Origin of the sequence: Neisseria perflava, assembly GCF_019334725.1 — a bacterium.
In the GTDB taxonomy this organism is placed as follows: Bacteria; Pseudomonadota; Gammaproteobacteria; order Burkholderiales; family Neisseriaceae; genus Neisseria; species Neisseria subflava_A.
The window spans coordinates 1,791,074-1,813,658 of sequence record NZ_CP079818.1; the positions used below are offsets into that span (position 1 = coordinate 1,791,074).

Here is a 22,585-nt window from a genome sequence, read left to right on the forward strand (position 1 = left end):
TAAAGGCCGTCTGAAAAATAAGACCTATTTTTCAGACGGCCTGTCCTATCTATCAAGCTAATTTGGCTTTAATCAACTCTTGAACTTGAGCAGGATTGGCCTTGCCTTTACTTGCTTTCATCACTTGGCCGACAATCGCATTCAAGGCTTTTTCATTGCCGGAACGGAATTGCTCAATGGCTTTCGCATTATTTGCCAACACTTCATCCACCATCGCTTCAATTGCTCCAGTGTCGGTAATTTGTTGCAAGCCATGTTTTTCGATGATTTCGGCAATACCTGCTTCAGGCTCGGCCCACATTGCTTCAAAAGCTTTTTTCGCCAATTTGCTACTTAATGTTCCGTCTGCAACTTTAGCAACCAACTCGGCAAGGCGTGGAGCCGTAATCGGGCTTCCAGCTAATTCCAAACCTTCTTTGTTCAAAGTAGCAGCAAGCTCGCCGTTCATCCAGTTCGCCGTTAATTTACCTTGGCCGCAGGCTTTGGCTGCTTCTTCAAAATAGGCGGCTTGAGCGCGGCTGGCAGTTAACAGGCGCGCATCATAGTCAGACACGCCGTAATCGACAACAAAACGCGCCGCCATTTCATGCGGCAACTCTGGCATTTGCTCTTTGGCTTTTTGCAATTGGCCGTCTGAAATAATGACCGGAAGCAAATCCGGATCTGGGAAATAGCGGTAATCATGTGCATCTTCTTTCAAACGCATCACACGGGTTTCGCCTTTTTCAGGGTCAAACAGCATGGTTGCCTGCTGTACTTTACCGCCGTCTTCCAAGATTTCAATTTGCGCTTCCACTTCATAATTGATGGCTTGTTCCAAGAAGCGGAAAGAGTTGAGGTTTTTGATTTCACGGCGTGTACCGAACTCTGCCTGACCTTTCGGACGGACAGATACGTTGGCATCAACGCGGAACGAGCCTTCCGCCATATTGCCATCGCAAATATCCAGCCAAGTTACCAAACCGTGTAACGCTTTAGCGTATGCCACGGCTTCGGCTGCGGAACGCATTTCAGGCTCGGAGACAACTTCCAATAAAGGCGTACCGGCACGGTTCAAGTCAATACCGGTGGCACCGTTTAAACCCTCGTGCACGGATTTACCCGCATCTTCTTCCATGTGCGCACGGGTAACATTGATGGTTTTAACCTCATCGCCCACTACGATTTCCAGTTTGCCGTGTTCTACAATCGGCAAATTCAACTGGCTGATTTGATAGCCTTTTGGCAAATCAGGATAAAAATAGTTTTTACGGTCGAACACGTTTTTCTGATTGATTTTCGCATCCAAAGCCAAACCGAGTTTGATGGCTTTTTCGACGACTTCGCGGTTCATTACCGGCAATACGCCCGGCAACGCACACTCAACCACGCTGGCGTGGGCATTAGGCTCGGCACCGAATGCAGTGGATGCGCCGCTGAAGATTTTGGATTGGGTGTTGAGTTGGACGTGGATTTCCAGTCCGATTACGGTTTCCCAAGTCATAAGGGTCTTTCTGTCGAAAAAAAGTTAATCGGTTAAATGAGTGATTCGTTTTTCAGACGGCCTGAATAAAAAACATAATAGGCCGTCTGATAAGATAAGTTTATTTCCTGCGGCGTTGGAAACCGGGCAGTTGCCAATGGAAACGGTATGCAGTCAGGCGAAACAACAATCCGCCGGCAAAGAGCAGGTTTAACGTAAAAATATTAATCCAGCCCAAATGCCCGAACAGATAAATCAGCCCGCCAATCAAAATGGCTACACTGCCGTAAAGGTCGGTGCGCAAAATCATCGGCACATCATTGACCAAAATATCGCGCGCAATACCGCCACCAACGGCAGTCACAAAAGCCAAAGAAATAACGCCGAACAAATTGAGCTGCAAGGTCATACCGATTTGTGCGCCGGTAATGCTGAACGCTGCCAAACCGATGGCATCGGCAATAATAAAAGCAGCAGCCAAATAGGTGCTGCGATAACGTTGCACCCTTATCAACCATGCGATGGCAAGCGTGGCAAATACAACTATCAGCGCATCGGTTTGCAAAAACACTTGCGGAATCCGGCCGACCAAGCCATCGCGTATCATGCCGCCGCCGACAGCCGTCAGTAACGCAGTAATGACGACACCGAGTACATCCAACCGCTTGTTGTAGCCGACCAAATAGCCGGAAATGGCAAACGCGGCTGTCCCAATGATTTGAATGAAGTCGGTGGCTGTCATGTTTTTAAATATCTACAATATGCAGCACCTCAATACATTCAGGCGCTTTTATATGGTTTATTTTCAGACGGCCTTGAATCATCAAGGCCCTAAAACATTATTCCGGCGCTTTAGTGTGCCAATCGCTGTTCAGCTGAACTTGATGTGCGGCACCCAAAATTTTAGCCTCGGAGAAATAGTTGCCGATAAATTGCACACCAATCGGCAGGCCGTTTGCGCTGAAACCGGCAGGCAGAGTCAGTGCAGGCAAACCGGCAAGGTTCACGGCGATGGTGTAAATATCGGATAAGTACATTTGCACAGGGTCGTGAATGTCGCTGCCGAGTTTTGGCGCGGCAGTCGGCGCAGTCGGCGCCAAAATGAAATCACATTGACCAAAGGCCGTCTGAAAATCATTGGCAACCAGACGGCGCAGTTTTTGCGCTTTCAAATAGTACGCATCGTAGTAACCATGGCTCAATACATAAGTACCGATCATGATACGGCGTTTGACCTCGCTGCCAAAACCTTCGGCACGGGTGTTGCTGTACATTTCTTCCAAATCGCCAAATTGCACCGCACGGTGGCCATAACGTACGCCATCAAAACGGGACAAGTTGGTACTTGCTTCAGCAGAGGCAAGAACGTAATAAGCAGGAATCGACAATGATGTTTGCGGCAGGGAAACTTCAACAGTCTCCGCTCCTTGTACTTTGAGCAAATCAATAACGCTTTGCAAGGCCGTCTGAACATCGGCATCTGCGCCTTCGCCAAAATATTCTTTAGGCAAACCGATTTTCAAACCTTTGAGCGGCTTGTCCAAATCACGGGTGTAGTCTTCTTTGTCGCGCTCCAAACTGGTGGAATCGCGCTCGTCAAAGCTGGCCATAGCGTTCAACAAAATCGCGCAGTCTTCGGCTGTTTGCGCCATAGGGCCGGCTTGGTCGAAGCTGGAAGCATAGGCAACCATACCGAAACGTGAAACCGTACCGTAAGTCGGCTTGATGCCGGTAATACCGCAATGCGATGCAGGCTGACGGATAGAACCGCCGGTATCCGAACCCAACGCAACCGGTGCCAAACGCGCCGCAATCACGGCAGCCGAACCGCCTGACGAACCGCCGGGAACATGTTCAAGATTCCATGGGTTTTTGGTTGCGCCGTAGAACGAAGTCTCATTGGTCGAACCCATGGCAAATTCGTCCATATTGGTACGGCCAAGAGTAACCATGCCGGCATCCAACAGGTTTTGCACCACAGTAGCAGTATAAGGAGAAACGAAGTTATCCAACATTTTGGAGCTGCATGCACTGCGCCAACCTGTTTGGCAGAAAATATCTTTGTAAGCAACCGGCACACCGGTCAAAGCTGTTGCATTACCGGCCGCGATACGCGCATCGGCTGCTTTAGCTTCAGCAAGGGTCTTATCTTGATCGATGGTAACGTAGCCGTTGATGGTAGGGTTTTTCGCAGCAATAGCGGCCAAATATTCGGTCGCCAATTCGACTGCGGAAATTTGTTTGGATTGCAGCAGGCTGCTGGCTTGTTTGAGCGTGTAAGCGGTCATTGTGCCGTACTTTCTATAAAACAGTTTTTGCTTTCAAAACAGATATTGAAAACATCCGTTTAAATCAATAAATCGGGCCGTCTGAACAAAAAATCCTTTCAGACGGCCTTGCAATAGGGGCTTGCCGATAAGCAAAGGCCGTATGAAACCTTATTCTTCAATTACTTGAGGAACAATATACAGGCGGTTGCGCACTTCGGGGGCAACAGCCTGATATTCGGCAGCATGATCGGTTTCAGTCACTTTATCTTCGCGCAGGCGTAAAGCGGCTTCGTGCGGATGCGCCATGGGTTCGATACCGTCGGTATTGACGCTTTGCATGTTTTCAACCATGGCGAAAATATCGTTCAACTCGGCAAGCGTTTTGTTTTTTTCTTCGTCCGTTAAAGTGAGGCGCGAGAGTTTTGCGATTTTTTCCACATCATTTAAGCTTAAAGCCATAAAAAATCCTTGTCTGATAGCAATGCCTCTTGGGTTTGGGGTATCATTGCATTTCGTCTTCTATGAAGCGAAGAATTATAACCGAAAACCAAACAGGTTGGCATGGTGTTTTGATTCAGACGGCCTTTTAAGGGCGCATTTATCCGTCTAAAACCGTGTACCTGTTTTTCTTATTTTAAATACTGCTTAAAGCATCCGGACTGGGCCGGAATTTCAGGAATCCTAATGTTTCGTCTTTTATCTCGTTTCCTCTCCAATGATATTGCCATCGATTTGGGCACGGCCAACACGCTGATTTTTGTACGCGGCAAAGGGATTGTTTTGGATGAGCCGTCCATGGTTGCGATTCAATCCGGCGCAGGCAATAAAAGTAAAATTATGGCAGTGGGCACGGAAGCCAAAAAGATGCAGGGTCGTGCGCCGCGCAATATCGAAATTGTCCGCCCGATGAGGGACGGTGTGATTGCAGACTTTGTGATCACCGAGCGTATGCTGGGGATGTTGATTAAAAAAGCCACCGAAGGACGGTCTTTGGTTCCGCCTCGCGTGGTTATCTGTGTTCCTGGCGGCTCTACCCAAGTGGAACGTAAAGCAATTTTGGATTCGGCGTTTGCCGCCGGCGCGGCAAGCGTGCATTTGATTGAAGAACCGATGGCCGCCGCTTTGGGCGCGGGCTTGCCGATTGAAGATGCGGCAGGTTCGATGATTGTCGATATTGGCGGCGGTACGACTGAAATCGGTATTCTTTCACTGGGCGGCATGGCCTATTCTGCTTCTGTCCGCGCAGCCGGCGATGAATTCGATAAAAGTATCATCCATTACCTGCGCCGCCATCGCGGTGTCTTGATTGGCGAAGCTACAGCCGAAGAATTGAAGAAACAAATCGGCTCTGCCTCGGGCTTTGAAACCGAAACAGCCATGCGCATTAAAGGCCGCGATCTGGCCGAAGGTACGCCTAAATCCTTGGCAGTTACTTCAGATGAAATCCGTGAAGCATTGAGTGAAACGGTAAATCAAATCATCCGTGCCGTTCGTCTAGCTTTGGAACAGGCTCCGCCTGAATTGGCCGGCGACATCGCCGACCGCGGTATTATGCTGACCGGCGGCGGTGCGCTTCTGCACGGTATCGATACTGTCTTGGCCGACGCAACCGGCCTGCCCGTCGGTATTGCCGACCAACCTCTGAACTGCGTTGCCTATGGTGCCGGTAAGGCTTTGGACTATATCGGCAAATGGGATACCGTATTCACGGAAAACCCATAAGGTAGATGGTTATGGAACGCTCTTCTTTGCGCTTTGACGAGGCAAAAGGCTCTAAGCTGTTGCCTCGTTTTGTCGTTTATATCGCTCTGGCTGCCGGCCTGATGGTGGCAGATTACCGCTTTTCATTGATGCAGCCTGTACGTGCTGCAGTAATGCCCATGCTCTATCCTGTTCAATGGCTGGCAAATCAACCTGTTCAACTTTATCAATATTTTGCCGACCTCTCCCAGTCCAAATCCGAGCTCTTGGAACAAAACCGCCAACTTCTGGAAGAAAATGGCCGTCTGAAAATTGATTTGCAGCGAGATAAAGTCAATACTGATGAATTGCGCGAATTAAAAAAACTGTACGGTTTGCAACAAAAAGGCATTCACAACGTTATCGGTGCGGAAGTCATTTCCAATGGCAAAGATCCGCTTTCCGAAAGACTGATTATCGGCAAGGGCGGCCAAGATGGTTTGAAAGTTGGCGATGCGGTCATCGATCAAAGCGGTTTGATCGGCCTGTTGACACAAGTTCACACACAAAGTGCGGAAATTGGGCTGATTTCAGGCGGACAAAGCATTGTCCCCATAGCCGTCAGTCGCACCGGCGAACGCAATTTGGCATACGGCAATGGCAACGGTTTGGATTTGCGCTATTTTCCAACCGGCTCAGACTTGAAACCCGGCGATATTCTACTGACTTCCGGCTTGGACGGTACTTATCCGGCGGGGATTCCCGTTGCAACCGTCAGCAAGGTTGTCCGCGCATCGGGAACGCCTTATTACGATACGCAACTGACGCCTTTAGCCGCTTTACGCAGCAGCCGTTTTGTCTTGGTACTTTCTTCCGCCCCTTCTTCCCCACGCTGATTTCATGAACGATTTTGACGATTCTTACCGTGCAGTACCGCTGCACATCATGGCGGCCAGTCTCATCGTGATGATGATACTGGACTTTATGCCGTTTTCCTTTGACGGATTCTTCTGGCTGCCTGAAATGACGGCACTGATGTTGCTGTATTGGACATTGCATCAACCGCAACGCGCAGGCATGGGACTAGCTTTTGCCATCGGTCTGATTGTCGATGCCGCAACCGCCGCGACTTTGGGTTTGCACGCCCTGTCTTACGTCGTGATGACTTATTTCATCTTAAACCGACGCCGCCAAATCATGCTGTACGGCCACATTATGCAATTGGCCGCTGTCTTGGCTGCGTTGTTGCTCAATCAGGCCGTTTTAACTGCTGCCCGTCTGTTCCTCAATCATCAGGTCATCACTTTGCAAGGCTTTGTTGCCCCATTTGTCGGCGCATTGCTTTGGCCGATACTCAGCCAGCTGATGCTGATTGTGACCCGTATTTACCGCGCGCACTGAAAAGATGAAACCGATTCTTCCACGCCGTCTTCCCGGTGGTCAACATACCAAAAAACCTTCCGCTCAGGCAGCACAAGCCGACGCCCTATTGCGCCTGCTCGTTGCTTTTATCCTGATTGTCATCTTCTTTTCCATCTTGCTGGCGCGGTTCTTTTACTTACAAGTGACTCAACACAATGAGTTTTCCGGTCAGGCATCGAGCAACCGCATCACCCTGATTCCAACGCCGCCCGTACGCGGCGAAATCGTCGATATCAACGGCGTTCCTTTGGCCAAAAACTATCCTGTCTTTTCGCTTGAAGTTATTCCCAGCCGCATCGAAGGCAAGATGGAAGATGTCATTGAAGCATTGAGAAAATACGTCGATATTACGCCGACAGATTTAAAACGCTTCAAAAAATACCGCGAAAGCTATCGAAAATTTGAAAACATCCCGCTCAAGCTCAGGCTGACCGATGAAGAGGCTGCGCGTTTATCCGTGCATCTGCGCGAATTCAAAGGCGTAGAGGTCAATTCACGCACATTCCGCGAATATCCTTACGGCAAGCTGACTTCCCATTTCTTAGGCTATATCGGCCGTATTAGCGATAAAGACAAAGAAATGCTGGAAGAAGAAGGCCTGACCGCCCTCTACCGCGGCAGCACGCATATCGGCAAATCAGGCCTGGAAAAATATTACGAACACCAGCTTCATGGCATCCCAGGCTATCAGGAAGTCGAAAAAGACGCTTACGGCAATATCGTCCGCGTATTAAAAAATGTTCCGTCCAAAATGGGGCAAACCTTGCGCCTAGGCATGGATATCCGTATGCAACAGGAAGCCGACCGCATCTTGGGCGACCGCCGTGGCGCATTGGTGGCCATTAATCCGCAAGACGGTACTGTTTTGGCATTTGTTTCCAAACCATCTTTCGATCCCAACCTCTTTATTGACGGCATCGACAGCGATACTTGGAAAATGCTGAATGACGATTGGAAAAAGCCTTTGATCAACCGCGTTACCCAAGGCCTTTATCCGCCGGGCTCTACATTCAAACCCTTTATGGGCATGGCTTTGTTGGAAAGCGGCAAAATCACTCAAAACACCATCGTCCCCGCCCCCGGCGCATGGAGCATACCCGGCAGCCGCCATATTTTCCGCGACTCTGTCCGCAGCGGTCACGGCTCGGCCAACTTGAGCAAGGCCATTCAAGTATCCTCAGATACCTTCTTCTATCGCTTGGGTTACGAAATGGGTATCGACAAAGCCTCTCCGTATCTGGCGCAATTCGGTTTCGGCCAAAAAACCGGTATTGACCTGCCTAGTGAATATGTAGGCGTTTTGCCCAGCCGCGAATGGAAAGCCAAACGCTTTGCCAAATCTTCCGACCCGACTGCCAAAGAATGGCGTGCCGGCGAGATGGTTTCCGTCAGTATCGGCCAAGGCTACAATGCCTACACGCCTTTGCAAATGGCACATGCGACAGCCTCTCTGGCCAATAACGGTGTCGTTCATCAGCCGCATTTGGTCAAAGAAATATTGGATTTCGGTGCGCGTAAAATTACCCGCATCAATCCTAATCCCGAACGTCAAATTCCGTTTAAAACCGACAACTTCGAATACGTCAAACGCGCAATGGAGAAGGTATTGAAACCGGGCGGTACGGCACACCGTATCGGTGGCGGACTCGCTTACACAATGGGCGGTAAAACCGGTACGGCCCAAGTCGTACAAATCAAACAGGGCGGCCGCTACAATGCCGCAGCCCTGCGCGAACAACACCGCGACCACGCATGGTTTATCTCGTTTGCGCCATTGGAAAAACCTGAAATCGCCATTGCCGTTATTTTGGAAAACGGCGGCTGGGGTGCGTATGCCGCGCCATTGGCCCGTGAAATGACTGATTTTTATATGCTTCACGTCAAGCCGCAACAGTTTTCAGACGGCCTTGAAACAGATTCGGCCAAAACTGAAAAAACTGATAAACATCAGCCTATTACCAGCATTTTCCAATCTGCCTACGGACTGACGCCGACAAGCCCTGCCTCACAGCCGGAGGTTCACCATGAATAACACATCAGCGTGGAAAACATTCAAATCCACCATTGCAGCCCCAATTGACCCTTGGCTGTTTTTTGCCATGCTCGCCATCTACATCATGAGCCTGTTTTTGCTCTATTCTGCAGACGGGCAAGAGTTCGGCCAATTGGAAAACAAAACCATCCATACCGTTTTGGGCTTTGCCCTGTTATGGATTATCGCCGTATTCAAGCCGCAAACGGCCGCCAAAGTTGCCCTGCCTGTTTATATCGTCGGCGTATTACTGCTGATTGGCGTCGAAGTTGCCGGCGTTACCGTCAACGGTTCGACCCGTTGGCTGAGCCTAGGTTTTACCCGTATCCAACCTTCCGAAATCATGAAAATCGGTATTCCCATGACTGTCGCGTGGTATTTCCAACGCTATGAAGGCCGTCTGAAATGGATACATTATATTGTCGCCCTCGTGCTGATTCTTGTTCCTGTCGCCCTGATTTTGAAGCAGCCCGACCTCGGTACGGCCGCGCTGATTATGGCTTCGGGCATTTTTGTCATCTTTTTTGCCGGATTGCCCTGGAAAGCCATTTTTGCCGCTATTATTGCCTTTGTGGCCGCCCTGCCGCTCTTGTGGAACTACGGCATGCACGACTACCAGAAAACCCGCGTCCTTACCTTGCTCGACCCGACCAAAGACCCGTTGGGTGCAGGCTACCACATCATCCAATCCATGATTGCCATCGGCTCGGGCGGCGTATGGGGTAAGGGCTGGCTCAACGGCACACAAACCCATTTAGACTATATTCCCGAATCAACGACTGACTTTATTTTCGCAGTATTCGGCGAAGAGTTCGGTCTGATCGGCAATATCCTTTTGCTGCTGGTTTACCTTATCATTCTGGCACGCGGATTGTGGATTGCCGCACAAGCGCAATCCCTTTACAGCCGTACTTTGGCAGGTGCATTGACCATGACCTTCTTCTGCTACGCCTTTGTAAACATGGGCATGGTCAGCGGTATTTTACCCGTTGTCGGCGTCCCCCTCCCCTTGGTCAGCTACGGCGGTACGGCTACGCTTTCTATCATGGTGGTGCTGGCCCTATTGATGGGTATCGCCAACGAACATAAAAACCTCCGCCGTCGTAATATGGACAACGACGATCTGACTGAAAGTAAGGAATAATATGGAATTAGGTGTAGAAATCGGCAAACTTCTCGTTGCACTTCTTGTACTGATCAACCCCTTCAGCGCACTCTCGATTTATCTTGACCTGACGCAAGACCACAGCACCAAAGAAAAACGCAGAATTGCGCGTACTGCCGCATTAGCCGTTTTCATCGTGATTGTCGTCTTTGCACTGAGCGGCGGTATCTTGTTGAAAGTACTCGGCATCAGCGTGGGCTCTTTCCAAGTCGGCGGCGGCATTTTGGTTTTACTGATTGCCATCTCCTTGATGAACGGCAACGACAATCCGGCCAAGCCCAAAATCGATCCTAATTCAGAAGAGCATCACCATGCGCAACAAGTCCGCCGCAATGAAAAAGCCATTGCCGTCGTCCCCATTGCCATTCCGATTACCATCGGCCCCGGCGGTATTTCTACCGTCATCATTTACTCCTCTGCCGCCAAAAATTACAGCGATATTGCCCTGATTATCATCTCCGGCTTTCTGGTCAGCCTGATTTGCTATCTCATCCTGATCGTTGCCGGACGCATCAGCAAACGCTTGGGCACGACCGGCCTGACCATCCTCAACCGCATTATGGGCATGATGCTTGCCGCCATTTCCGTAGAGATTATTGTTGCCGGATTAAAATCTATTTTTCCCCAACTGGTCGCTTGAAGTACAATCATCACAATAAAAGGCCGTCTGAAACATTTTCAGACGGCCTCATAAAAACATAAAAACAAAGGAGCCCAACCATGTTTCACAGCACCCATGTCTTTACCGGTGAAACCATTTGCCGCCGACCGGCACAAAACTACACCGAATTTACCGACGAATTAAACCGCCTCCAAACCCTTCAGCAAACCTTCGCACAATCAAGCATTATCGAGCGCACCGCCCTCTTACAACAATTTGCCGACAGCCTCACCCAAAACCAAGAACGCCTCGCCGAAATGGTTTGCGAAGAAGTCGGCCGCTGCCTGCATGAATGCCGCGCCGAAATCAGCAAATCCATCGAGCTTATCCGCTACTACGTCCGCCTCGCGCCTGAACTGCTCTCCCATAAAACCATCGCCACCCAAGCCAGCCTCAGCCAAGTCCGCTTCGAGCCTTTGGGCGTTGTTTTGGCAGTCATGCCGTGGAACTATCCTGTTTGGCAGATTTTACGATTTGCCATCCCGGCCCTGTGCGCCGGCAATGCCTGCGCGGTCAAGCCTGCGCCCAGTGTCGCCCGCGTCAGCGAAACCCTCTTCAGCCTCGTCCCCAAAGGTTTGCCGCTTATCGGCGCATGGTTAAGTCATGAAGACACGCTTAAAGCCATCGAAGATACCGATGCCATGGCATTTACCGGTTCGACCCATACCGGCCGCCTGCTGGCCGCACATGCAGGCAAACATCTGAAAAAAACCGTCCTTGAACTGGGCGGCAGCAATCCGTTTATCATCCTGCCCGATGCCGATCTCCAACGCGCAGCCATCGACGCCTGCTATTCACGCTTCCGCGATGCCGGACAATCCTGCAATGCCGCCAAACGCATCGTTGTTACCCAAGATATTGCCGAACAATTTATCCCGCTCTTCCTTGCCGAATGCGCCAAACTGCAAACCGGCAATCCCAAAGACCCGAACACTACCCTTGCCCCGCTTCACCGCGAAGACCTGCGTCAAACCGTACACGAGCAGGTTCAAGATGCGGTTGCACATGGCGCGCAGTGCTTGAGCGGCGGTTATATCCCTGAGGGAGAAAGCTGGTTTTACCCTGCCACGGTATTGGATCAAATCAACCCGAACTGCCGCGTTTGGCACGAAGAAGTCTTCGGCCCAGTTGCCATGATTTTACGCGCCAACAATCCGGATCACGCCGTCGCACTTGCCAACGACACACCTTTCGGCCTCGGCGCCTGTATCTACACAGCCGACACGGCAAATGCATGGCAATACGCCGAAAAAATTCAAGCAGGCTCTGTCTTTATCAACCGCCACACCAGCAGCGATCTGCGCCTACCTTTTGGTGGCGTCAAAGCTTCAGGTTATGGACGCGAGCTATCAGAATTCGGGCTGTACGAATTCGTCAACGTCAAAACCTATTGGCAAAAATAAACTGTTGCATTAACTCAGGCCGTCTGAAAACCCGATTTCAGACGGCCTGAGACCTTTGCAAAATTCCCCAAAATCCCCTAAATTCCTACTAAGACATTTAGGGGATTTTCCATGACCACCTTCTTTCAGCAAACCGTCCAAGCCATGATCGTCAAACACATCGACCGCTTCCCACTATTGAAGTTGGATCAGGTAATTGATTGGCAACCGATCGAACAGTACCTGAATCGTCAAAGAACCCGTTACCTTAGAGATCACCGCGGCCGTCCCGCCTATCCCCTGTTGTCCATGTTCAAAGCCGTCCTGCTCGGACAATGGCACAGCCTCTCCGATCCCGAACTCAAACACAGCCTCATCACCCGCATCGATTTCAACCTGTTTTGCCGTTTTGACGAACTGAGCATCCCCGATTACAGCACCTTATGCCGCTACCGCAACTGGCTGGCGCAAGACGACACCCTGTCTGAACTGCTAAAACTGATTAACCGACAACTGACCGAAAAAAACCTAAAAGTAGAGAAAGCATCTGCCACCGTCATTGACGCCACCATTATTCAGACCGCCGGCAGCAAACAGCGTCAGGCCATAGAAGTCGATGAAGAAGGACAAGTCAGCAGCCAAACCACACCGAGTAAAGACAGCGATGCCCGTTGGATAAAGAAAAGCGGCCTCTACAAACTCGGTTACAAACAACATACCCGTACCGATGCGGAAGGCTATATTGAGAAACTGCACATTACCCCTGCCAATGCCCATGAATGCAAACACCTGTTGCCTTTGTTGGAAGGCCTATCCAAAGGTACGACCGTCTATGCCGACAAAGGCTACGACAGTAAGGAAAACCGGCAACATCTGAAAGAGCATCGGCTGCAGGACGGCATTATGCGCAAAGCCCACCGCAAACATCCGCTGTCGGAAGCACAAACCAAACGTAACCGATATTTATCAAAAACCCGTTATGTGGTCGAACAGAGCTTCGGTACGCTGCACCGTAAATTCCGCTATGCCCGGGCAGTCTATTTTGGTCTGCTCAAAGTAAGTGCACAAAGCCATCTGAAGGCGATGTGTTTGAACCTTTTGAAAGCGGCTAACAGGCTAAGTGTGCCTGTTGCCGCCTAAAAGGCGGCCGGATGCCTGATTATCGGGTATCCAAGGGGGATTAAGGGGGGTATTTGAGTAGAATCAGTGGATATTCGAAACAAAAACAGCCGAAAACCTGTGTTTAGGTTTCGGCTGTCGGGGGAAAGGAATTTTGCAAAGGTCTCGGCCTGATGTTGTTTAAAAAAGCTGGCAAAAATATTGTATTTAATCTCGTACAAACCCTGCAAAATCAAAGCCGCTCAAAAATAGAAACCTATTTTAAAAAGCAATCCATATTCCCACGTCTCTGTTGAAGCAGCAGATTATCATGTCCTTCATTCCGATTGCTGCATTAAACCGTTTCTAAAATACCCAATAAACAAAAATGCCGTCTGAAATACAACTTCCAGACGGCATTTTCAATCAAATACTACTTACCGGATTACAATTTCAAACCGGCCAGTTTAGCAGTATACGCATCCAAATCAGCGATTGGACGGGTAGCCACGCCGCTTTCCATTGCTGCTTTAGCAGTAGCTGTAGCAACGCGAGGCAACAGGCGGGAATCGAATGGGGTAGGAATCAGGTATTCCGCGCCGAATTCAAATTTCTTACCGTAAGCAGCAATCACTTCCTCAGGCACTTCTTCCATTGCCAAGTCAGCCAAAGCGTATACACAAGCGCGTTTCATTTCTTCGTTGATGGTGGTCGCGCCGACATCCAATGCGCCACGGAAGATGAATGGGAAGCACAATACGTTGTTTACTTGGTTCGGGAAGTCTGAGCGACCGGTACCGATTACCACATCCGGACGGGTTTCTTTTGCCAAAGGAGGCAGAATTTCCGGATTTGGGTTTGCCATAGCGAACACGATTGGTTTTTCGTTCATGGTATTCAGCATTTCAGGTGTCAGCAGGTTTGCGCCGGACAGACCCAAGAAGATGTCTTTACCTTTAACGGCATCAGCCAATACGCGTTGGCCGTTGTCTTCGATGGCGTAGAATTGTTTGGACTCGTCCATACGGTCTTTGTCTTCGCGGGTTTTATAAATCACGCCTTTGGAGTCGCAGACAGTTACGTTTTCACGTTTCAGCCCCAAATCCAGCAATTGGTTCAAGCAAGCGATCGCAGCGGCACCTGCACCGGAGCACACCAAAGTTGCTTCTTCGATTTTGCGGCCGGTATAACGCAAAGCGTTCAGTACAGCGGCAGCGGTAATGATGGCGGTACCGTGTTGGTCGTCGTGGAATACGGGGATTTTGCAGCGTTTGCGCAATTCGCGTTCGATGTAGAAGCACTCAGGCGCTTTGATGTCTTCGAGGTTGATACCGCCGAAAGTCGGTTCCAAAGAAGCGATGATGTCTACCAGTTTTTGCGGGTCTTTTTCATCGATTTCGATATCGAATACGTCAACGCCGGCGAATTTTTTGAACAATACGCCTTTGCCTTCCATTACAGGTTTGCCGGCCAATGCGCCGATGTTGCCCAAACCCAACACTGCGGTACCGTTGGAAATCACGGCAACCAAATTGCCTTTGGCAGTGTATTTGTAGGCAGTTTGAGGATCGGCATGGATTTCCATACAAGGAGCAGCTACGCCCGGAGAGTACGCCAACGCCAAGTCTTTAGAAGTAGCCAAAGATTTGGTTGGGGTAACGGAGATTTTGCCCGGCACGGGGAATTCGTGGAACTGCAGGGCGGCTTCTTTTAATGAATTTTCCATTTATCGATCCTGTTTGCGAGAGAGATTTTACAGCGAACAAGTCTGAAACAGGCTGCTTCAGACGTTTAAAATTTCTAAAGTCGGGTTGTTAACAGACAGACTTTGTAAGGGACCGTAATTTTATCATGTTCTTTTGGTGGCGCATACCGATATTTATTACATTTGTTTTGATATTTCGTTTTATTTGGTTTTATGTCTAAAAACTTCTGTAATAATATTTCTTCGCCACACTACCCTTCTTTCAGATGGCATTTTATTTAAACTTAAACATTCAATCCAAAATGACTGTCTAGCGCGGTTTCAATCTGATTTTTTACCGCGTCCAGACTTTGGCTGCTGTCGATGACGGCATAGCGTTCCGGCTGTTCGTTAGCACGTTGCAGATATACTTCGCGCACCCGATTGAAAAACTCGGCTTCTTCTTGTTCAAAGCGGTCTTTCTCGCGCGTTTGGTTGATGCGCGCCATCGATACTTCCAAAGGCACATCCAACAGCAAAGTTAAATCTGGGCGGAAATCGTCCTGTACCCAATGCTCAAGCGTGGCAATATCTTGCAAGGGAACACCGCGCCCACCTCCTTGATAGGCAAACGTTGCATCAGTAAAGCGGTCGGAAACCACATGAGTGCCGTTTCTCAGGGCAGGCAGAATGACCGTTTCCAAGTGTTGCTGTCTGGCGGCAAACATCAGCAGAGTTTCGGTACGCAGGCTGACTTGGGTGGCAGGGTTGAGCAGGATTTCACGCAATGCTTCTCCGGCCGGAGTGCCTCCCGGTTCGCGCGTAAACAATACGGGCAGTTGGTGTTTCTCAAACCATGCTTTCATTACGGCGAGGTTGGTGGATTTGCCTGCGCCGTCTATGCCGTCAAGGGTAATAAATCTGGGTTTCATATGGATATCGTTAATCTAAAGGCCGTCTGAAACAGGGATTATAAATGTTTCAGACGGCCTATTCGGTTTATTTCTTCAAAATATATTTGCGTACGGCGGCGTTGTGTTCAGAAAGATTGTGGCTGAACTCGCTCAGGCCCGTACCATCCATTTTTGAGACAAAATACAGATATTTTTCATTAGACGGATGACCCGCCGCCTCAAGCGCGGCCTTGCCGGGAAGCGCAATCGGCGTCGGCGTCAAACCGCTGCGCGTATAGGTATTATAAGGCGTATCGCGTTGCAAGTCGGCTTTGCGGATTCTGCCTTTATACGCATCGCCCATACCATAGATGACGGTCGGGTCGGTTTGCAGGCGCATGCCGATATTCAGGCGGTTGACGAATACGGCGGCCACATGGGCGCGGTCGTCTTCGTGCGCGGTTTCTTTTTCAATCAGACTCGCCATAATCAGCATTTCGTACGGATTTTTATAAGGCAGGCCGCTTTGACGGTCGTCCCATGCTTCTTGTAGGTTTTCCCGCATTTTACGGTAGGCGATTTTGTAAATTTGAAGATCGCTGCCACCGGCATCAATTTCGTAACTATCTGGGAAAAACTGTCCTTCAGGATTGCTGCTCAAAGCATCGGGCGCCACTTCAGCCATCAGTTTTTCATCGCTCCAACCGCTCGTGTCATGGGCAATGTCGGCAGTATTGTCGATAATGCGGCGCATTTGGGCAAAACGCGCGCCTTCCAAAATTTGCACGCTGACCGAATCAGGACGGCCTTTTTTAATGCGCTTTAAAATGTCCCAAGCCGATACTTTGGCAGACAGGCGGTAAGAACCGGCATTAAGTTGGTTGTGTACGCCCATCACATATGTGGCGGCTACTAAAACATAACGGTTATAAACAATGCCGTCTTGAGCCAGTTTGCGGCTGACGGAAGAGATACCTTGGTTTTTGGTAATGGTAATACGGTATGGTTTGCCGTTGTCTTTCGGAACAAACAACAATGCGGCAACCACGGCGGCAAATGCCGTCAAAAATACGGCCAGCCATTTCAACAATTTTTTCAGCATGGTAGGATTCTTGGTTTGTGAACGTGTCGGGCGACAGTATAACCGAAAACAAGTCCACCACGCCCTCCACCTTACCCAACGTATATTTTCCTATCCCGAAAGGCCGTCTGAAACCATGAATTCTCCTTCAAAAAACACTTGGCAAAGCGGCCGTTGGCTGAATGCACGTCAAACTCATTCGCCCAATTTCAGCCCGCGAGAACCGGATGAAGACATCTCATTGGTTGTCCTCCACAATATTTCCCTCCCTCCTTTTGAGTACAACACGGGTGCGGTGGAAAAATTGTTTACCAACCAAATCAACCCTGACGAGCATCCTTTTTTCAGCATCATCCACACCCTGCGCGTCTCCAGCCATTTTTTCATCAGCCGTAAGGGCGAAACCGTCCAATTCGTTTCCTGCGACGATATGGCCTATCATGCCGGTGTATCGTCATTTCAAGGCAGAGAAAAATGCAATACCTTCTCCATCGGTATCGAATTGGAAGGCTGCGATTTCGAGCCTTTTACCGAAGCACAATACACCAGCCTGCAAGCCTTGCTGACCGCCATTTCCGAACATTACCCGATTCAGGCCGTTACCGGTCATCAGGACATCGCGCCGGACAGGAAAACCGATCCCGGTCATTTCTTCGATTGGCCTCGCCTTCAAAAAGCAGGTTTCCCCGTCCGGCGGGGATAACTTTCAGACGGCCTGAAATGATTGGCAGACATAATGCTGTCACAACCGTTTATTTTCGTTATAATTCAGCTATTCATTCGGACGCATAAAGTCCGGCTCCAACGAACTTCCCACGCAGCAAGATTCCGCACCCTGAAAAAGACGGAATGCTGCCTTTTTAAAAAGTGATTACTCCATGATTTTCATCGTCTTAGCCCTCGCCGCCCTTTTGGCGGTCATCGGTTACAACATGTACCAGGAAAACCAATACCGCAAACAAGTGCGCGAACAATTCGGCCATTCCGATAAAGATGCGCTTTTGACCAGCAAAACCAAACATGTCCGCGACAGCAAAGAAACCGGCGGCCAGGGTTTGTTTATCAAGAAAAACAAAAAAACCGAAGAGGCATTGCGCAACCTGCAAGAGCAAGATGAAATCTACGCGGCAAAAGCCAAACTGGCTCACCCTGCCCAGCTTAAAACGGATGTCGAGCTGACCATGGAAGACGACTTTTCCGCAGAAGAAAAAGTTCAACACACCGTTATCGGTTTGAACAATGAAATTACCGTCAGCCCTGCCGAAGCCGCTTCTGCTCCGGTTGAAACCGCAGCCGAACCTGTAGCAAAAGTACCATTGATCAGCTTGGACGAATTGTCTCAAGTCGAGTTGCCTTGGTTTGACCCGCGCTTCGACTACATGGCCTACATCTCCCTAAAACAAGCCCAAGAATTGCACGCCCTGCCGCGCCTTTCCGGCACTCACCGCTTCCAAATCATCGGTTGCACCATAGACGACCATTTCCGCGTTGCCGAGCCGATTCCGGGAGTTTACTACCAAGGCTTCGTTATGGGCCTGCAGGCTGTCAGCCGCAATGGTTTGGCCGCGCGTGAAGAGCTGCAACACTTCGACCAACAGGTTGATGCTTTTGCCCGACTGATGGACGGCAAAGTTTTGCATACCGACTTGGACGCGTTCACCGAAGTTGCACAAGCTCTCGACCAATTCTGTGCGCGTGTTGACCAAACCATCGCCATTCACTTGGTTTCCCATTCCAATATCAGCGGCGTAGAATTGCGTGCCGCCGTGGAAGATACAGGCTTCAAACTGGGCGAAGACGGCGCTTTCCACTTCGGTGACAACAACAACCCTAAATTGTTCTCCATCCATACTTTGGACAACAAACCGTTTACCAACTCTCTGTTGGACAACCAAGCCTACCGCGGTTTCAGCATGCTTCTGGATATTCCGCATGTTCCTGCCGGCGAAAAAACTTTCGACAAATTTATGGACTTGGCAGTCAAACTCTCCGGCCAACTCAGCTTGGATTTGGTTAACGACCAAATGAAAGAAGTTTCCACTCAATGGCTCAAAGACGTACGCAACTATGTTTTGGCCCGTCAGGAAGAAATGCTTAAAGTCGGCATCAAACCCGGCAGCAAACAAGCCCTGCGCCTGTTCTCTTAAACTTCTCCAATCAAAAAGCGGATATGCAATGACGGCATATCCGCTTTTTTCAGGTAAAATCCCTTTATCTTCAATATTCATCGATTTTCAGACGGCCTCTCTATCATCAGGCCGTCTGAAAACTCTATTTCGATTGCTCATGAACCCGACCGCACAACGTATCAAATACCTGACCGACCTCCTCAACCGCTACGCCTACGAATATTACACCCTAGACGCACCCAGCGTACCCGATGCCGAATACGATAAATTGTTCCGCGAGCTCGAAGCATTGGAGCTAAATCATCCTGAGTTGAAACTGCCCGACAGCCCGACCCAGCGCGTCGGCGGCGAGCCTTTGGCAGGCTTTGATGAAGTGCGTCATGAAGTGCCTATGTTGTCACTGACCAACGCCTTCTCACCGCAAGATGAAAACGGCGTGTTCGATCATGCCGAAATGTACGCTTTCGATGAGCGCGTTCGTGGTGGTTTAAATGGAGAAAAACCGGAATACGTTATTGAGCCTAAATTTGACGGTCTGGCCATCAGCCTGCTGTACCGCGACGGCGTATTGATTCAAGCGGCAACCCGTGGCGACGGCACAACAGGCGAAGACGTTACCCAAAACGTCAAAACCGTATCCAACATCCCCCTGCGCCTGCATGGAGAAAATATCCCCGAGCTTATCGAAATACGCGGCGAAGTACTGATGCTCAAAGCCGATTTTGCTGCCTTGAACGAACGACAGGCTGAAAACGGACAAAAACCTTTCGCCAATCCGCGCAATGCCGCCGCCGGCAGCCTGCGCCAACTCGATTCGCGCATTACGGCACAACGCAAACTGCATTTCTTCCCCTATTCCATTGCCCGACAACAAGGCGGTTTTATCGCAGAAGAACACCTGCAAGAGCTGAGCTACTGTAAAGAGCTTGGCTTCAGTCTGCCCGATGGCAATTTCGGCTGTTTCCCAAATATCGACGAAGTATTGGCGTTTTACGAAAAAATGCAGCAAAAACGCCCTACTTTACCTTATGAAATCGACGGCATGGTGGTCAAAGTCAACAGTCTGGCACAACAAGAAAAACTGGGTTTCATCTCACGCGCACCACGCTGGGCCATTGCCCACAAATTTCCTGCCGAAGAAGCATTGACCATTGTCGAAGCCATTGATGTACAAATCGGGCGCACCGGCGCAGTAACCCCGGTTGCCCGCCTGCAACCTGTATTCGTCGGCGGCGTTACCGTTACCAACGCTACCCTGCACAATCAGGACGAAGTATCGCGTAAAGACGTACGCGTTGGCGATACCGTCGTTGTGCGCCGTGCCGGAGACGTCATTCCCGAGGTGGTGCGCGTAATTTTTGAACGCCGCCCAATGCAGGAGACCAATATTTCCGTTTCAGACGGCCTGCAAGACGATTTGTTTGCCGAAACACCTTCTAAAACGCAAGCCGAACCGCTTCACAAACCCTACCGCCTGCCCACCCATTGCCCTATCTGTCACAGCGAAATCGAACGCGAAGAAGACGAAGCAGTTGCCCGGTGTAGCGGCGGTATGCTTTGCCAGGCTCAACGCGCGCAAGGTTTAATCCACTTCGCCTCTCGCAAAGCCATGGACATCGACGGACTTGGACAAAAACAAATCGAGCAGCTGGTAGCGCAAGATTTGGTTCGTCATTTCGCCGACCTCTACCGTCTCGATATTCCAACCTTACAGAAAATGAAAGAAACGGCGGATAAAGCATCGGCCAATGAGGAAGAACCATCAAACAGTGAGGTTGAAGACTTTGAAAGCGAGACCGGTAATGCCCTGCTTGCCAAAAACATTAAAAAACAGCCGACCAAATGGGCGGAAAACATCCTTGCAGGCATAGAAGCCAGCAAAACGCCCGAACTTGCCCGCTTCCTTTTTGCCCTCGGCATCCGTCACGTCGGCGAACGCACCGCCAAAACGTTAGCACAGGCATTCGGCACACTGGAACACGTCCGCCATGCACCCGAACCCATCCTCGCCTGCTTGCCCGATATCGGCACGGTAGTTGCCCACTCCATCGCCCACTTTTTTGCTCAAGAAGCACAACAGGCGATGATAGACGAACTACTGGCTGTAGGTGTTGCCCCGCAAAGCCAGGCTGTCACTATCCCACCGTTACGCCATGCCGAACCGCAACGCTGGATTGCCCGCCTGCCTGATTTTAAAATCAGCGAAACCAAAGCACTGGCCTTGTGGGAGCTTGCCGGACAAAGCATAGAAGGTTTGCAAACCGACAAAGCGTTGCCTGCCGATTGGCAAATATGGCGCAGTAAACCGCAAAACGCAGCCCTTCTTGAAAATATGAAAACTTTCTTTGCTCAAACGCTGTCTAATCTTCAAGATGAAACTATTTCAGACGGCATTAACGAGGCTATAGCAGGTAAAACCTTTGTATTAACAGGGACTTTACCCACGCTCAAACGCGACCAAGCCCAAGCCATGATTGAGGCTGCCGGCGGTAAAGTTTCTGGTAGCGTATCCAAAAAAACCGACTACGTTGTCGCCGGAGAAGCCGCAGGCAGTAAATTGGAAAAAGCCCAAACGTTGGGCGTGGTCGTATTGAGCGAAGAAGAATTACTGACGTTGCTAGGATAAGACAGTATCTATGACCAATCCTCCTTTTCAGACCGTCTGATACTTTATCATGTGGTATTATCATTACATACGACTACATCTTTACACTTTTTGGGGTATAAACCCACAGTTAAAATAGGATAATAATATGAAACCCATTAAAAAATGCGTCTTCCCCGTTGCCGGTATGGGCACCCGTTTCTTGCCTGCGACCAAAGCCAGCCCCAAAGAAATGCTGCCTATCGTAGACAAACCTCTGATTCAATATGCAGTTGAAGAAGCGGTTGAAGTCGGCTGTACTGAAATGGTGTTCATCACCGGCCGTAACAAACGCAGTATCGAAGACCACTTCGACAAAGCATACGAGTTGGAAACCGAATTGGAATTGCGTCAAAAAGACAAGCTGTTGGAGCACGTTCGCGATATCCTGCCTCCCAACATTACCTGCATGTACATCCGTCAAACTGAAGCATTGGGTTTGGGTCATGCCGTATTGTGCGCGCAGGCTGCCGTTGGTAATGAACCTTTTGCCGTTATTTTGGCAGACGATTTGATTGATGCGCCTAAAGGTGCATTGAAACAGATGGTTGATGTGTACAACCAAAGCGGTAACAGCATTTTGGGCGTTGAAACCGTCGACCCTTCCCAAACAGGCTCTTACGGTATCGTTGAAGTTGAAAAGCTAAAAAGCTATCAACGTATCACCAACATAGTTGAAAAACCCAAACCGGAAGAAGCGCCTTCCAACCTCGCAGTTGTCGGCCGCTACATCCTGACTCCGCGTATTTTTGACTTGTTGACCAACCTGCCCAGCGGCGCCGGTAACGAAATCCAACTGACAGACGGTATCGCCCGCCTGCTCGACCATGAGTTTGTGTTGGCTCATGCGTTTGATGGCAAACGCTACGACTGCGGCAGCAAATTGGGTTACCTTGAAGCAACCGTGGCTTATGGTTTGAAACACCCTGAAACTGGCGAACAATTCAAAGAATTGCTCAAACAATACGCTTAAGCCCAGCCA

The 22,585-nt window shown here is 49.9% G+C and carries 19 protein-coding genes; 12 read left to right on the plus strand and 7 right to left on the minus strand.

The genetic code is table 11. From position 1 onward, the window contains the following. Nucleotides 1-52: 52 nt before the first annotated feature. The 4 genes from gatB to gatC all read right to left on the minus strand — a co-directional run bounded on the left by gatB (nt 53) and on the right by gatC (nt 4,191). A complete protein-coding gene (gatB, locus tag LPB400_RS08595; RefSeq protein WP_070459844.1) occupies nt 53-1,483 on the minus strand; it encodes an Asp-tRNA(Asn)/Glu-tRNA(Gln) amidotransferase subunit GatB in 1,431 nt (476 codons plus the stop codon). A gap of 100 nt (nt 1,484-1,583) precedes the next feature. Further along, entirely contained in the window at nt 1,584-2,204 is a 621-nt protein-coding gene (locus LPB400_RS08600) for a trimeric intracellular cation channel family protein (RefSeq protein ID WP_004520129.1), read from the minus strand. Nucleotides 2,205-2,301: 97 nt separating this feature from the next. Beyond that, entirely contained in the window at nt 2,302-3,750 is a 1,449-nt protein-coding gene (gene gatA / locus LPB400_RS08605; RefSeq protein WP_070459841.1) for an Asp-tRNA(Asn)/Glu-tRNA(Gln) amidotransferase subunit GatA, read from the minus strand. Between the two features lie 150 nt (nt 3,751-3,900). Beyond that, a complete protein-coding gene (gene gatC, locus LPB400_RS08610) occupies nt 3,901-4,191 on the minus strand; it encodes an Asp-tRNA(Asn)/Glu-tRNA(Gln) amidotransferase subunit GatC (RefSeq protein ID WP_003685110.1) in 291 nt (96 codons plus the stop codon). A gap of 225 nt (nt 4,192-4,416) precedes the next feature. Here gatC and LPB400_RS08615 point away from each other — a divergent pair, with 225 nt between their 5' ends. The 8 genes from LPB400_RS08615 to LPB400_RS08650 all read left to right on the plus strand — a co-directional run bounded on the left by LPB400_RS08615 (nt 4,417) and on the right by LPB400_RS08650 (nt 13,214). Continuing rightward, nucleotides 4,417-5,454 carry a rod shape-determining protein gene (locus LPB400_RS08615; protein WP_070459838.1) on the plus strand — a complete coding sequence of 346 codons (1,038 nt, stop codon included), beginning with the start codon at nt 4,417-4,419 and terminating at the stop codon, nt 5,452-5,454. 11 nt (nt 5,455-5,465) lie between these two features. Beyond that, nucleotides 5,466-6,308, plus strand: a complete 843-nt coding sequence (gene mreC, locus LPB400_RS08620; protein WP_070459835.1) for a rod shape-determining protein MreC — start codon at nt 5,466-5,468, stop codon at nt 6,306-6,308. Between the two features lie 4 nt (nt 6,309-6,312). Continuing rightward, nucleotides 6,313-6,813 (plus strand): rod shape-determining protein MreD, encoded by a 501-nt coding sequence (mreD, locus tag LPB400_RS08625; protein WP_003747271.1) that lies wholly within the window; start codon nt 6,313-6,315, stop codon nt 6,811-6,813. 4 nt (nt 6,814-6,817) lie between these two features. Then, nucleotides 6,818-8,866, plus strand: coding sequence for a penicillin-binding protein 2 (gene mrdA, locus LPB400_RS08630; protein WP_219088741.1), 2,049 nt, complete (start codon nt 6,818-6,820; stop codon nt 8,864-8,866). Next, on the plus strand, nt 8,859-10,010 hold the full coding sequence (gene rodA, locus LPB400_RS08635) for a rod shape-determining protein RodA (RefSeq protein ID WP_036490427.1): 1,152 nt from the start codon (nt 8,859-8,861) through the stop codon (nt 10,008-10,010). Before mrdA ends, rodA begins: the two co-directional genes overlap by 8 nt. 1 nt (nt 10,011) lies before the next feature. Then, nucleotides 10,012-10,671: a MarC family protein gene (locus LPB400_RS08640; RefSeq protein ID WP_036490425.1), complete on the plus strand. Its 660-nt coding sequence runs from the start codon at nt 10,012-10,014 to the stop codon at nt 10,669-10,671. Nucleotides 10,672-10,751: 80 nt separating this feature from the next. Next, complete coding sequence (locus tag LPB400_RS08645; RefSeq protein WP_219088743.1) at nt 10,752-12,095, plus strand: aldehyde dehydrogenase family protein; 1,344 nt, start codon at nt 10,752-10,754, stop codon at nt 12,093-12,095. Between the two features lie 111 nt (nt 12,096-12,206). Then, on the plus strand, nt 12,207-13,214 hold the full coding sequence (locus tag LPB400_RS08650; protein ID WP_107791944.1) for an IS5 family transposase: 1,008 nt from the start codon (nt 12,207-12,209) through the stop codon (nt 13,212-13,214). A gap of 403 nt (nt 13,215-13,617) precedes the next feature. On the opposite strand, the gene LPB400_RS08655 is transcribed toward LPB400_RS08650, so the two are convergent. From LPB400_RS08655 to mltG, 3 genes are all read right to left on the minus strand, one after another. Further along, entirely contained in the window at nt 13,618-14,898 is a 1,281-nt protein-coding gene (locus LPB400_RS08655; RefSeq protein WP_083290073.1) for a malic enzyme-like NAD(P)-binding protein, read from the minus strand. A gap of 263 nt (nt 14,899-15,161) precedes the next feature. Beyond that, nucleotides 15,162-15,788: a dTMP kinase gene (gene tmk, locus LPB400_RS08660; RefSeq protein ID WP_219088745.1), complete on the minus strand. Its 627-nt coding sequence runs from the start codon at nt 15,786-15,788 to the stop codon at nt 15,162-15,164. A gap of 67 nt (nt 15,789-15,855) precedes the next feature. After that, complete coding sequence (gene mltG, locus LPB400_RS08665; RefSeq protein ID WP_219088747.1) at nt 15,856-16,851, minus strand: endolytic transglycosylase MltG; 996 nt, start codon at nt 16,849-16,851, stop codon at nt 15,856-15,858. 115 nt (nt 16,852-16,966) lie between these two features. On the opposite strand from mltG, the gene ampD reads away from it, so the two are divergent. The 4 genes from ampD to galU all read left to right on the plus strand — a co-directional run bounded on the left by ampD (nt 16,967) and on the right by galU (nt 22,576). Beyond that, the gene (gene ampD, locus LPB400_RS08670) at nt 16,967-17,533 is read left to right on the plus strand and encodes a 1,6-anhydro-N-acetylmuramyl-L-alanine amidase AmpD (RefSeq protein ID WP_219088749.1); all 567 of its coding nucleotides are present in this window, start codon (nt 16,967-16,969) and stop codon (nt 17,531-17,533) included. Nucleotides 17,534-17,708: 175 nt separating this feature from the next. Then, complete coding sequence (locus LPB400_RS08675; RefSeq protein ID WP_219088751.1) at nt 17,709-18,977, plus strand: cell division protein ZipA C-terminal FtsZ-binding domain-containing protein; 1,269 nt, start codon at nt 17,709-17,711, stop codon at nt 18,975-18,977. Between the two features lie 139 nt (nt 18,978-19,116). Continuing rightward, the gene (gene ligA / locus LPB400_RS08680) at nt 19,117-21,585 is read left to right on the plus strand and encodes an NAD-dependent DNA ligase LigA (protein ID WP_219088753.1); all 2,469 of its coding nucleotides are present in this window, start codon (nt 19,117-19,119) and stop codon (nt 21,583-21,585) included. Nucleotides 21,586-21,712: 127 nt separating this feature from the next. Then, complete coding sequence (gene galU, locus LPB400_RS08685; protein ID WP_070461600.1) at nt 21,713-22,576, plus strand: UTP--glucose-1-phosphate uridylyltransferase GalU; 864 nt, start codon at nt 21,713-21,715, stop codon at nt 22,574-22,576. Nucleotides 22,577-22,585 lie beyond the last annotated feature (9 nt).

Coding starts and splice junctions, on each gene's coding strand:
- mreC (WP_070459835.1), top strand. CDS start 5,466: ATGGAACGCTCTTCTTTGCGCTTTGACGAGGCAAAAGGCTCTAAGCTG.
- LPB400_RS08640 (WP_036490425.1), top strand. CDS start 10,012: ATGGAATTAGGTGTAGAAATCGGCAAACTTCTCGTTGCACTTCTTGTA.
- gatA (WP_070459841.1), bottom strand. CDS start 3,750: ATGACCGCTTACACGCTCAAACAAGCCAGCAGCCTGCTGCAATCCAAA.
- mreD (WP_003747271.1), top strand. CDS start 6,313: ATGAACGATTTTGACGATTCTTACCGTGCAGTACCGCTGCACATCATG.
- LPB400_RS08650 (WP_107791944.1), top strand. CDS start 12,207: ATGACCACCTTCTTTCAGCAAACCGTCCAAGCCATGATCGTCAAACAC.
- ligA (WP_219088753.1), top strand. CDS start 19,117: ATGAACCCGACCGCACAACGTATCAAATACCTGACCGACCTCCTCAAC.
- gatC (WP_003685110.1), bottom strand. CDS start 4,191: ATGGCTTTAAGCTTAAATGATGTGGAAAAAATCGCAAAACTCTCGCGC.
- tmk (WP_219088745.1), bottom strand. CDS start 15,788: ATGAAACCCAGATTTATTACCCTTGACGGCATAGACGGCGCAGGCAAA.
- mrdA (WP_219088741.1), top strand. CDS start 6,818: ATGAAACCGATTCTTCCACGCCGTCTTCCCGGTGGTCAACATACCAAA.
- mltG (WP_219088747.1), bottom strand. CDS start 16,851: ATGCTGAAAAAATTGTTGAAATGGCTGGCCGTATTTTTGACGGCATTT.
- LPB400_RS08600 (WP_004520129.1), bottom strand. CDS start 2,204: ATGACAGCCACCGACTTCATTCAAATCATTGGGACAGCCGCGTTTGCC.
- ampD (WP_219088749.1), top strand. CDS start 16,967: ATGAATTCTCCTTCAAAAAACACTTGGCAAAGCGGCCGTTGGCTGAAT.
- LPB400_RS08655 (WP_083290073.1), bottom strand. CDS start 14,898: ATGGAAAATTCATTAAAAGAAGCCGCCCTGCAGTTCCACGAATTCCCC.
- LPB400_RS08615 (WP_070459838.1), top strand. CDS start 4,417: ATGTTTCGTCTTTTATCTCGTTTCCTCTCCAATGATATTGCCATCGAT.
- LPB400_RS08675 (WP_219088751.1), top strand. CDS start 17,709: ATGATTTTCATCGTCTTAGCCCTCGCCGCCCTTTTGGCGGTCATCGGT.
- gatB (WP_070459844.1), bottom strand. CDS start 1,483: ATGACTTGGGAAACCGTAATCGGACTGGAAATCCACGTCCAACTCAAC.
- galU (WP_070461600.1), top strand. CDS start 21,713: ATGAAACCCATTAAAAAATGCGTCTTCCCCGTTGCCGGTATGGGCACC.
- LPB400_RS08645 (WP_219088743.1), top strand. CDS start 10,752: ATGTTTCACAGCACCCATGTCTTTACCGGTGAAACCATTTGCCGCCGA.
- rodA (WP_036490427.1), top strand. CDS start 8,859: ATGAATAACACATCAGCGTGGAAAACATTCAAATCCACCATTGCAGCC.